The organism is Stenotrophomonas sp. Marseille-Q5258, assembly GCF_946900935.1.
In the GTDB taxonomy this organism is placed as follows: Bacteria; Pseudomonadota; Gammaproteobacteria; order Xanthomonadales; family Xanthomonadaceae; genus Stenotrophomonas; species Stenotrophomonas nematodicola.
Map to the genome: position 1 here is coordinate 21,990 of NZ_CAMPPN010000037.1, position 11,037 is coordinate 33,026.

General features: G+C 69.3%; 12 protein-coding genes. 1 reads left to right on the forward strand and 11 read right to left on the reverse strand.

The genetic code is table 11. The annotated features are described in order from the left end of the window. Positions 1-148 precede the first annotated feature (148 nt). Complete coding sequence (locus OC534_RS17985; RefSeq protein ID WP_262072325.1) at positions 149-1,471, forward strand: S41 family peptidase; 1,323 nt, start codon at positions 149-151, stop codon at positions 1,469-1,471. A gap of 97 nt (positions 1,472-1,568) precedes the next feature. Here the strand turns inward: OC534_RS17985 and OC534_RS17990 are convergent, their stop codons facing one another. From OC534_RS17990 to ccmA, 11 genes are all read right to left on the reverse strand, one after another. Further along, entirely contained in the window at positions 1,569-2,498 is a 930-nt protein-coding gene (locus OC534_RS17990; RefSeq protein WP_017355101.1) for a DUF6624 domain-containing protein, read from the reverse strand. 109 nt (positions 2,499-2,607) lie between these two features. Next, positions 2,608-2,889 (reverse strand): DUF1294 domain-containing protein, encoded by a 282-nt coding sequence (locus tag OC534_RS17995; RefSeq protein WP_051008570.1) that lies wholly within the window; start codon positions 2,887-2,889, stop codon positions 2,608-2,610. Positions 2,890-2,939: 50 nt separating this feature from the next. Then, entirely contained in the window at positions 2,940-4,052 is a 1,113-nt protein-coding gene (locus tag OC534_RS18000; protein ID WP_153165354.1) for a homoserine O-acetyltransferase, read from the reverse strand. A 72-nt stretch (positions 4,053-4,124) separates the two neighbouring features. Further along, positions 4,125-5,129: a tetratricopeptide repeat protein gene (locus OC534_RS18005; RefSeq protein ID WP_136003440.1), complete on the reverse strand. Its 1,005-nt coding sequence runs from the start codon at positions 5,127-5,129 to the stop codon at positions 4,125-4,127. Next, the gene (locus tag OC534_RS18010; protein WP_229296569.1) at positions 5,123-5,602 is read right to left on the reverse strand and encodes a cytochrome c-type biogenesis protein; all 480 of its coding nucleotides are present in this window, start codon (positions 5,600-5,602) and stop codon (positions 5,123-5,125) included. Before OC534_RS18010 ends, OC534_RS18005 begins: the two co-directional genes overlap by 7 nt. Then, a complete protein-coding gene (locus OC534_RS18015; protein ID WP_136003288.1) occupies positions 5,571-6,185 on the reverse strand; it encodes a DsbE family thiol:disulfide interchange protein in 615 nt (204 codons plus the stop codon). The genes OC534_RS18010 and OC534_RS18015 overlap by 32 nt, the downstream gene beginning before the upstream one ends. A gap of 8 nt (positions 6,186-6,193) precedes the next feature. Further along, on the reverse strand, positions 6,194-8,107 hold the full coding sequence (locus OC534_RS18020) for a heme lyase CcmF/NrfE family subunit (protein ID WP_136003289.1): 1,914 nt from the start codon (positions 8,105-8,107) through the stop codon (positions 6,194-6,196). After that, complete coding sequence (gene ccmE, locus OC534_RS18025; protein ID WP_262072326.1) at positions 8,108-8,569, reverse strand: cytochrome c maturation protein CcmE; 462 nt, start codon at positions 8,567-8,569, stop codon at positions 8,108-8,110. It abuts the gene before it with no gap. Positions 8,570-8,747: 178 nt separating this feature from the next. Beyond that, positions 8,748-9,524: a heme ABC transporter permease CcmC gene (ccmC, locus tag OC534_RS18030; RefSeq protein ID WP_262072327.1), complete on the reverse strand. Its 777-nt coding sequence runs from the start codon at positions 9,522-9,524 to the stop codon at positions 8,748-8,750. Positions 9,525-9,618: 94 nt separating this feature from the next. Continuing rightward, entirely contained in the window at positions 9,619-10,314 is a 696-nt protein-coding gene (ccmB, locus tag OC534_RS18035) for a heme exporter protein CcmB (RefSeq protein ID WP_136003290.1), read from the reverse strand. Continuing rightward, positions 10,311-10,970 (reverse strand): heme ABC exporter ATP-binding protein CcmA, encoded by a 660-nt coding sequence (gene ccmA / locus OC534_RS18040; RefSeq protein ID WP_165699834.1) that lies wholly within the window; start codon positions 10,968-10,970, stop codon positions 10,311-10,313. The genes ccmB and ccmA overlap by 4 nt, the downstream gene beginning before the upstream one ends. Positions 10,971-11,037: the final 67 nt, after the last annotated feature.

The following is an 11,037-nucleotide window of genomic DNA, read 5'->3' on the forward strand; positions in this document are numbered from 1 at the left end:
TGCGGCGCAAACGAGGCCTGGCTACCCCGTTGGTCCCGTTCACGTTGCGCGGGAGCGTCTCCCACGGCCACACCCCCGCTTGTTGAATGAGACGTACGTGAACTAGCATCGCGATCCCACTCAGACACGGATGTTGAGTATGGTGCGCATGGCTGCGTTCCTTGTGTTGATGCTCCTCAGCGGCGGTGCCACCGCGCGGTCCGTCTGGAACAACATCGGCCCCCACGCGCGGACCAGCGGCGCGGGCGATATCCTGACGCCCGAGGGGGGAGCGGTCACCGTGTCTGCCGAGTCGGTCGGGCAGGACACGTTCTTCGGTGCCATCACGTCAGTGGACGCCACTGCCTTCCGGGGACGGGAGGTGCGTTTGGCCGGTTCGCTCCTGGTCGCCGAGGGCACCGGCATCGCTGCGCTCTGGCTGCGTGCGGACGGCCCGGACGGACGGTTGGCGTTCGCAAGCACGGGGGCCAGCCCAGCCCGCGCCGGTGAGGGAGCACAGGCGAGGGAGCTGCAGCTCTACATCCCGTCGGACGCGACCCACCTCAAGCTGGGCGTCACACTGGACGCGGCAGGGCGGGTGAACGTCCAGCGACTCACGCTGACGTCGGAACCTGCGGTGTCGGCAGGTGTTTCTGCGTACGACATGATCGCCTATGCGCTTCCGATCATCCGCGCGAACGCATTGAACGCCGGCAATGTGGACTGGTCAGCCCAGGAGGCGATGATGCGGGCCCCCGGCCTCGCGCAACGTCCTGCGCAGGAGGCGTATGGCCGACTGCAGCGGGTGCTGAATGCGCTCGGTGACCGGCACAGTTTCCTGCAGGTGCCGGGTCAGGCCTCGACGGCCCGCACGACCGCCGTGGCATCGACGGCTATTGAATCGCGGCAGATGCAGGACATCGGTTACGTGCTCGTACCGGGGCTGCGCGGAACCGATGCCGCAGCCGGCGACGCATTCAGCGCCGAACTCTGCGAGAAGATCGCCACTCTGGCGCCCACGTCGTCCAAGGGCTGGATCGTCGATCTTCGCCAGAACACCGGCGGCAATATGTGGCCCATGTTGAGTGGGTTGGGTCCGCTGCTCGGCGCTGGCGACATCGGCGCGAACCGCACCCGGGACGGTGCAGTGACCCGCTGGCCTTCTCGCGGCGCCAAGGCATGCACCATCGACCTGGCCCGCAGTCGCGTGGCCGTGCTGGTGGGCGCGAAGACCGCCAGCTCTGGTGAGGCGGTCGCCGTTGCATTCAGGGGCCGCCCTGACACCCGGTTCTTCGGCGAGCCAACCTCGGGGCGGGCAACCTCCAACCGAACCTATCCACTTCCCGACGGCGGCGCACTCCTGTTGACGACCGCGATGTTCGTGGATCGCCAGGGGGATGTGTATCCGCAGGGCATACGGCCGGAAACGCCTGCATCGGGTGAGCAGGGCGGCGTCGAGGCAGCAGTGGCGTGGCTGCGTTCGCTGCCTTGAGGGCGTGTGCGCATCATTCGCCCGGCTTCAGCAGGGTCCATTCGGCAAGGTGGTCATCCAGGTCGCCTGACGGACTGCGGTGGCGTTCCGGCCGGCGCTAGCGAACCTGCTTGCCGTACATCTCTGCCAGTACGGCTTTGTAGGCGGCCAGCGGCTGCAGTCCCACCTCGCGGCGGCGTGCGTCCAGCCCGTCCATATCGGCAGTGGGCTGGAGCTCGAAGATGCCGTCGGCGTTCTCCTTGAACTGGCTGCCGTAGCGCTGCGGTTTGCCTTGGGCGAGCAGCACGCGATCGGTGAGCAGGGCGTAGTCGGCGAAGTCGGCTTCACCGCGCCTTGCGGCGGTCTCGATCAGTGGCAGCATCTCGGCCTGGAAGGCCGGGTCATGATCGGCGTGCTGCACGATCACCCAAGCGGCCTTGGCGCCATCGGCGCCTACCCGCGAGCGCTCCGGCCAGCCCTTCTCGGCAACCGTTGCTTTCAGCCAGGTGGCGTTTTCCACGCTTACCGGCGTGGTCTGCGCCCAGGCGCTGCCGCCGCCGGCCGCGACCGCCGCGTGCTGGGCGGCCTGGTCCTTCGCCTCGCGCTGCAGCAGCGCGTCGCGCAGGGGAGCATCGCGTTGTGCGGCGTGTCTGTGTTCTTCGGCGGCGATGCGTTGCAGCACCGATGGCCAGACCGGATCGGCGCGCAGGGCGTCCAGGCCAGGCCGCGCTTTGGTGCGCAGGTCGTCCAGCGGCAGACGGCCGGTGGGCAGCAGGGCGTCGATATAGGCCAGCGCGGCAGCGCGATCGCCGGAGGCTGCCGCGCATTCGACCAGCAGCAGTTCGCCACCGGCGGGGAACGCGCCGCCGCTGTTGTACAGCGTGTCCAACGTCCGGGTACAGCCAGCAAAATTGTCCGCGCCGTATTGTTCGACGGCATCGAAGAAGGTGCCCGGGGACGCAGCGCCGGCAAGCAGCGGTGCCGACAGCAGCAGGGCCGTGGAGACGACCTTCTTCAGGGGGGACAGAGAGATCGAACACGGATGCATGGCATTCCTCCTTGAACGGCAGTCCTGGCCCGGTCCGAGTTGCCGGGTGCACGGGCAGGCTAGCAGATCCACCGTTGCCGTTGGTCGTGGTACCCGCCTGCGGCCGGTACTATCTGAGCAGGGCGGCCAGCGAGGCGACGTTGGCCACGGCGCATAGCACGAAGATCCCTTGGAAGGCGGTCTTGCGGTGCTTGTGGCGGAACACGGACTGGCCGAGCAGGGCACCCGGCCAGCCTCCGGCGAAGGCCAGCAGTTGCAGGGTGCGTTCGGGCGTGCGCCAGGTGCCGCGTTGCGCGGCGCGCTTGTCCACGCCATACAGCGTAAATGCCACCGCGCTGGTCAGCGCGTACCAGGCTGCGGCCCACAGCGGCAGCGCGCCGGTGACCGTCATGGCGATCAGGGCGCCGGCCGCAGCGAGGGCGAGGTAGCGTCGCAGGTGCGTCACAGCGTGCCGAGGAAGTCGCCCACGGCCGGGCCGAAGCGTGCGAAATCGACCAGGAAGGCGTCGTGCCCCTGTGGCGATTCCAGCCCGATGAACTGCGCATCGGCGCCCCCGGCACGCAGGCCGTCGGCGATCTGCTGCTGCTGCTGCACCGGGAACAGGATGTCGGTGTTGGCGCCGATCGCCAGGGCCTTGTCCACCCGGATCCGGGCCAGGCCAGCCAGCACGTCGCCGTCGGCGTACTCGGCCAGGTCGAACCAGTCCATCGAGCGGCTCAGGTACAGGTAGCAGTTGGGGTCGAAGAAGCGCACGAAGCGACGCGCGTGGCCCTCGAGATAGCTTTCGACCTGGAACTCCAGGCCGAACGGATCGTCGTCGGTCTGGTCCGAATCCAGCCGCACGCGACCGAAACGGCCGTCCCATTCCAGCGCCGAACGGTAGGTGATGACGCCGAGCTTGCGCGCCATGCGCATGCCCGATTCGGGATAGCTGTCTTCGCTGTACTGGCCGGCATCCCAGCGCGGATCGAGGCGGATCGCTTCGCGCTGCAGCGAGCGGATGGCAATGGAGAACGGCAGCGCCTGCGCGCTGCCGGAGATGTTGATGTGGCTGCGTGCGATGCCGGGCGCAAGCAGCAGCACGGCCAGCGCGGTCATGCCGCCCATCGAATTGCCGATCACGCAGGCGAGCTGGTCGATGCCGAGCGCGCGCACAAGATCGATGGCCGCGTTCGCGCCATCCTCGATCGACAGCTCCGGGAAGTGCAGGCGATACGGCTGCCCGGTGGCCGGGTCGATGCTGGCCGGTCCCGTGGAGCCCTTGCAGCTGCCCAGCGAGTTGACGCACACCACGAACCAGCGGTTGGTATCGATCGGCTTGCCCGGCCCGAGCATCGGCTCCCACCAGCCGGCAGCCGGATTGCCCGCATTGGCGGCGGCATGTGCGTCCGGCGACAGGCCGGTCACCAGCAGAATCGCATTGCCGGCCTGCGCATCCAGCGTGCCCCAGGTTTCATAGGCGACATGGGCGCCATGCAACTGGCCGCCGCGCTTGAACGCGAACGGCGAGGGCAAGGCGTGGTAGCGCGTGCCCGGTGGGATGAATTCAGTCATGCGGGCATTCTAGCTCGCCCGAATCGGTGCACGGTGCCGCTGGCGGCACGCTGTATCGCGGTGATCGCCCGCTCAGGGCGAGCCCAGCACCAGCTGCACCGGGGCGGCATGGGGCAGGCTCACGCGCACCACCGCCGAGTCGAGGTCGCCCTCCTGGCGGGTGGCGTTGCCGGACGCGGACAGCCGGGCGAACACCTCCACCTCGTCGAGCGCCGACAACGGCTGGGTCGGCATCGGGCTGTCGGCATCGTCCAGCGTGACCACCAGCGGCAGTGCATCGGCGCGGTGTTTTTCCACGGCCACCGGCATTGGCGGGCCGCCCGGTACCCGGGCGATGACGAACACGCTGGTATCGCCGTGCAGGCGTGCACGCGCGGCGAACTGCGGGTCGAGCATGACCTTGATGGTCAGGCCGGGGCGCGCGGCGCTGGCGTCGGCGGGGCCGGCCGGCAGCCCGGCGCTGGCCCGGGCGATGGCGATCTGCTCGCGCAACGCAGTGGCCGCGCCCGGGTCCAGGCGCGGCAGCAGCGCTTCCCAGGTGGCGGCAGCGTCGGCATCCTGGCCGCGCTGGCGCTGTGCGATGCCGATCAGCCAGCCGGCGCGTTCGCTCTCGGGCGCGAGCTGGGCGGCGTGGCGCAGCCACGTCAGTGCGGTATCGTCGAAGCGTTTGTCCGGGTCGGCCTGGGCGCGTGCCTGCGCCGCTTCGACCAGGACCACCGGCTCATCCGGTGCGAGCGCGATGGCGCGTGCATAGGCGCGGTTGGCGGCCTCGAGGTTGCCGAGCGCCAACTGCGAACGTCCCAGCAGTGCCCAGCCGTCGGCGCGTTGCGGGTCACGCGCCAGCGCCTGCTCCAGGTCCTGCACACCGTCGCGCAGCGTCGCCGGGGCGGTGCGTTGCGCTTCCTCGGCCGCCTGCGGTGTGCCTACCAGCAGATACAGCGACGCGCCGGCGATGCCCATTGCCAGCGCCCCACCGAGAAAGGGCCCGCGGCCGGTGCGGCGCAGCGGCCACAACACCACCATCGCCATGACCGCCGCGACCAGCCCGGCCAGCACCATCAGCCACTCGCTCACCAGTGATCCTCGCGTTGTTCGATAGGCTGGATGCGGCGGCCGCGCCGGCGCACCACCCACACCAGCACGCCGGCACCGGCCAGGAGCGCGAGCGGCGGGCCGAACCACAGCAGTGCGTTGCGCGCATCCATCGGCGGCCGGTACAGCACGAAGCTGCCGTAGCGCTCGACCAGGAACTGTTTGATCTGGGCATCGTCGCGGCCCTGCTGCATCAGCGCCAGCACTTCCCGGCGCAGGTCGTGGGCGATCTGCGCATCCGAATCGGCCAGTGACTGGTTCTGGCACTGCACGCAACGCAGTTCGGCGGTGAGCGCATGAAAGCGCGCTTCCTCGGCGGCGTTGCGGTACTGCAGCGGGGTGGGGTCGGACACGGCCTGCGCCAGCGCCGCCAGCGGCGCCAGCAGCGCCAGCGCGAGCAGCGCGGCGCCTGCCCGCGCGCGCGGGTTACGGTGCGGCCGGCAGATGATGCTGGGCATCGGCATTGGCGCGTTCCACCTTGTCCAGTTCGGGAATCAGCTGGGTATCGATCACCCGCTGGCTCAGCGCGCCGCTGTACTTCCAGCGCACCACGCCGCTGGCGTCGACCAGGAAGGTTTCCGGCGCGGCGGTGACGCCCCAGTCGATGGCCGTGCGGCCCTCGACGTCGCTCAGGACCAGCACGAACGGGTTGCCGAGCTGCTCCAGCCAGCGCAGCGCGTCGGCCGGTTCGTCCTTCCAGTTGTAGCCGATCACGCGCACGCGTTTGGTTTCGGCGAAGCGGGTCAGGACCGGGTGTTCTTCACGGCAGGCCGCGCACCAGCTGCCCCATACGTTGAGCACGTAGGGCGCGCCGCGCAGCTCGGCGCTGCTCACGGTGATGGTGGGATCGTGCAGGACCGGCAGCTGGAAAGCAGGGGCGGGCTTGCCGATCAGCGCGGACGGCAGCACATCGCGGTCGGGCGCGCCGGACTTCATCACGCCATACACCATCAGACCCAGCAGCCCGAAGAAGAACAGCACGCCGATCACGATCGCAACCGGTGGCAGCGGGCGGGACGGGGTGGGGCGGGGATCGGACATGGGAACTCCTACGGGCGACGGAAACGGCGGTCGGCGGCGGTGACGAAGCCACCCAGGGCCATCAACAGCGCGCCCAGCCAGATCCAGCGGACGAACGGTTTGATGTGCACGCGCACGGCCCACGCATTGTTGCCCAGCGGCTCGCCCAGCGCCACGTACACATCGCCGCTGATGCGGGCATGGATGCCGGCTTCGGTCATGACCTGGCCGCCGCTGGCATAGGCGCGTTTCTCCGGATGCAGCAGGGCCAGCTCGCGGCCGTGGCGCAGCACGCGGACGTGGCCGCGGTCGGCGCTGTAGTTCGGGCCCTGCTGGTGGTCCACGCCTTCGAAGCGAAGTTCGTAGGCGCCCACCTGCACTGCCTGGCCCGGAGCGAGGGCGACTTCGCGCTGCACGTTGAGCGCCTCCACCAGCAGCGCGCCGGCCAGGAACACCGCCACGCCGCCGTGGGCCAGCAGCATGCCGACCATCTCGGCGTTGAAACGACCGTTGCCACGCAGGCGGGTCCACACGAAGCGCGCGGTGCCCAGCGCCACCCAGGCCGCAGCGGCAACGCCGGCGGCGGTCTTGAGTGCGCCCTGCGGCGCCATGAAGTAGGCGATGACGCCCAGCAGCAGCGACAGCGCGGCCCACGGCGCAAGCATGGCCAGCGCGCGCGAGGCCTGGTCGCGCTGCCAGTTCACCAGCGGCCCGAACGGCAGCAGCGCCACCAGGGGCGCCATCAGCACCACGAACAGGGTGCCGAAATACGGCGGGCCGACCGAGACTTTGCCCAGCCCGAGCGCATCGGCCAGCAGCGGGTACAGGGTGCCGAGCAGGACCATGCCGCAGGCGGCGGCCAGCAGCAGGTTGTTGGCCAGCAGCAGGGTCTCGCGCGAGGTCGGCATGAACCCGCGCCGGGGATCATCGTTGCCCAGCGCACCGGCGCGCAGCGCGTACAGCAGCAGCGCGCCACCGACGACCAGGGCCAGGAACACCAGGATGAAGGTGCCGCGCGAGGGATCGGCGGCGAACGAATGCACGCTGGTGAGTACGCCCGAGCGCACCAGGAAGGTGCCCAGCAGCGACAGCGCGAATGCGGCGATGGCCAGCAGCAGTGTCCAGCTGGCGAAGCTGCCGCGCTTCTCGGTGACCGCCTGCGAGTGGATCAGCGCGGCACCGGCCAGCCACGGCAGGAAACTGGCGTTCTCCACCGGGTCCCAGAACCACCAGCCGCCCCAGCCGAGTTCGTAGTACGCCCACCAGCTGCCCAGCGCGATGCCGAGGGTCAGAAAGCCCCACGCCACGTTGGTCCACGGCCGGGTCCAGCGCAGCCAGCGTGCATCCACGCGGCCTTCCAGCAGGGCAGCGATGGCGAAGGCGAACGGCACGGCGAAACCGACATAGCCCAGGTACAGCATCGGCGGATGGATGATCAGCCCGGGGTCCTGCAGCAGCGGATTCAGGTCGCGGCCTTCCAGCGGCGCCGGCAGCAGCCGCGCGAATGGATTGGAGGTGAAGATCAGGAACGCCAGGAAGCCGATGCTGATGATGCCGAGCACGCCAAGCACGCGTGCGCGCACGTCCGGCGGCAGCCGTCTGGACCACAGCGCCACCGCGCCGCTCCACAGCGCCAACACCAGCGCCCACAGCAGCAGGGAGCCTTCATGCGCACCCCATACCGCCGAGTAACGGTACGCCATCGGCAGCAGCGAGTTGGAGTTCTCGGCGACGTACCGCACCGAGAAGTCCTGCACCACGAAGGCCACGGTCAGCACGGCGAACGCGCCCAGCAGCAGGGCCAGCTGGGCAAAGGCCGCCGGCCGCGCCACCGCCATCCAGGCCTGCTGGCCGCGCTGGGCGCCCCACAGCGGCAGCACGGCCTGCAGCAGGGCCATCAGCAGGGCGCTCACCAGCAGAACCTGCCCCAGTTCGGGCAGCACTCAGCGGGTCTCCGCAGCGGGCATGGTCACGTCGTGCCTGGTATGCGCCTGGCCCATTTTGTCGGCCACTTCCTTGGGGATGTAGTTCTCGTCGTGCTTGGCCAGCACTTCATCGGCAATGAAGCGGCCGTCCTTCAGGCGGCCGCTGGCCACCACGGCGGTCCCTTCGCGGAACATGTCCGGCAGGATGCGCGAAGTGGTCACCGGCAGCACGGCATCACCGTCGGTCACCACGAAATGGGCATCGAGCGAACCGGATGCGCGCTCGAACGATCCCTTGACCACCATGCCGCCAAGCCGGAAGCGCGACTGCGCATCCACATCGCCGCGCAGCACTTCCGACGGCGTATAGAGATAGGCGATGTTCCGCTGCAGCGCGAAGGCCACCAGCGTGGTTGCCAGCCCCGAGGCGAGCAGCAGCAGCAGCACCCAGACCATGCGACGACGCTGCGACGGGGTCATCGGGTGAGCTCCGTGGCCAGCGGCGTGTCGGGAAGCGCCTTGGTGCGCGCCTGCAACCGCTGCTGGCGTCGCAGTGCCTGCCGCCGGGCCACGCGCAGACGCAGCCAGGAGCCGAGCGCGTCGCTTCCCAGCACCAGCACGAACACCGCGTAGGCGGCGATGATGAAGGGGACGTGCGTCATCGCGGCAGCTCCTCGGATGTGGCCGGCGCGGTGTCGCCGAAGCGCTCGCCGACCCAGGCCTTGCCGGCCTCGCGCGCGAGGTTGTCGGCGCGCGCTTTGGCCAGCAGCGAACCGACGAACCAGAGTTTGGTGGCCACCACCATCCACCACAGCGGGGAGATCAGCTCCGGGCGCACTGCGTTGGTGCCGAACACGTTGATCGACTGGCGCTGGTGCAGGCCGCCAAACCAGTCGACCGAATAGCGGATCACCGGCAGCAGACCGACGCCGACAATGGCCAGCAGCCCGGCCGCGCGTGCGGCGCTGCGTCGGTCGTCGATGGCGTGGTAGAGACCGATCACGCCCAGGTACAGGAACAGCAGGATCAGTTCGCTGGTGAGGCGTGGGTCCCAGTCCCACCAGCCGCCCCAGGTGCCTTTGCCCCAGATGCTGCCGGTGAGCAGGGTGATCAGGGTGAAGCCGGCGCCCATCGGCGCGCAGGCCATTGCCAGGATTTCGCAGATCTTGATCCGCCACACCAGGGCGATGACCGCGTAGAAGGCCATCAGGGCGAACACGAACAGGCTCATCCACGCGCTGGGCACGTGGATGTAGATGATCCGGAAGGCATCGTTCTGGGTCTGCTCGGCAGGTACCACGAACAGGCCCTGCCACATGCCGAGCAGCAGCACCGGCACCGCGGCGACATAGAAGATGCGCGACCACCGCGTGGCGAAGCGGTCGAAGGTGGGCGGTGAACCGAGTTGATGGAACCAGCGGACTATCGGGTGCATGCGGCAGTGGCTATCCAACGAAGGGCGACGATCCAACGGACGTGGAGTGGCTCGTTAAACGATGACACTGGAACGGTGGCACGGGAACAGCAGCTCAACTCAGCGAGATCCGGATGGCGGCAGCCGTCGCCAGCGGCGCCAGCACCAGTGCCACCACCAGCCCGGCGGCCAGCAGCAGCAGCGCACCGACCGGATCCTGCCCGCGTGCCGCAGCGCCGACACTGCCCGCACCGAACACCAGCACCGGTACGTACAACGGCAGGGCCAGCAACGCCACGAGAATACCAGAGCGCCGGATGCTCACCGTCAGCGCGGCGACCACGCCACCGATCAGACTCAGCACCGGCGTTCCCAGCAGCAACGATGCCAGCAGGATCGGTAGTTGGTCATGTGGCACGTGCAGCATTTCGGCCAGCAGCGGCGTGATGGCGATCAGCGGCAGCGCGGTGGTGGCCCAGTGCAGCAGCACCCGTACCAGCACCAGCCAGGCCAGCGGGACCGGTGCCAGCAGCCATTGCTCCAGCGAACCGTCCTCGGCATCGCTGCGGAACAGCGAATCCAGCGCCAGCTGGCCGGCCAGCAGCACCGCCAGCCACAGCACCGCCGCACCGACCTGACCCATCAGCGATGACTCGCGGCCGAGTGCCAGCGCGAACAGCACCACCACCAGCAGCGCGAACAGCAGCGGTTGCAGCGCGTCGCCACGGCGGCGCCAGAGCAGGCGCAGGTCGCGCGTGACAAGGGCACAGGCGGTCTGCCACAGGCCCGGTTCGGTGCCCGGCGCGATCATGCGGCACCGCCGATGGCGACCGGGGGGTGCCCGGCGGGCGTCAGGTCGATCAGGCGGGTGCGCACGGGCGGGGCGGCGTACGCGCCGTGGGTGGTGACCAGAGCGGCCCCACCGCTGCGCAGATGCGCGGAAATCATGCGGTTCACCAGGTTGATGCCGTCCAGGTCGAGATTGGCGTAGGGCTCGTCGAGCAGCCACAGCGGGGCCGGCGACAGCCAGATCCGGGCCAGTGCCAGGCGACGCTTCTGGCCGGCCGAGAGCTGGCGGACCAGGGTGTCCTCATAGCCGGCAAGGCCGACGATGGCCAGCGCATTGCCGGGCATCTGGCGCGCGCGGCGGCCATGCAGGCCGCACAGGAAATGCAGGTTCTCCAGCGTGTCCAGGTCCGGCTTGAGTGCGGGCAGGTGGCTGAGGTACGCCACATACTGCGACCGTTCCTTGTGACCGGCCACGCGGCCGTCGATCTGCACCTGGCCGCTGTCGGCGCGCAGCAGCCCGGCCAGTACCCGCAGCAGGGTGGTCTTGCCGGCGCCGTTGTCGCCCTGCACCAGCAGGGCTTCACCGGCATCGATATGGAAGTCGAGCGGCCCGAAGACCGGTTCATCGTTGCGACTGAAGCCAAGGCCTTGCGCGGCCAGCAACGGAGGAGCGTTCAAGGGGCTCAGGCTTCACACCGGGAAAGGGCCGCCATTGTAGCGGGGGTGAGGTGGCAGGGTGGAGGGA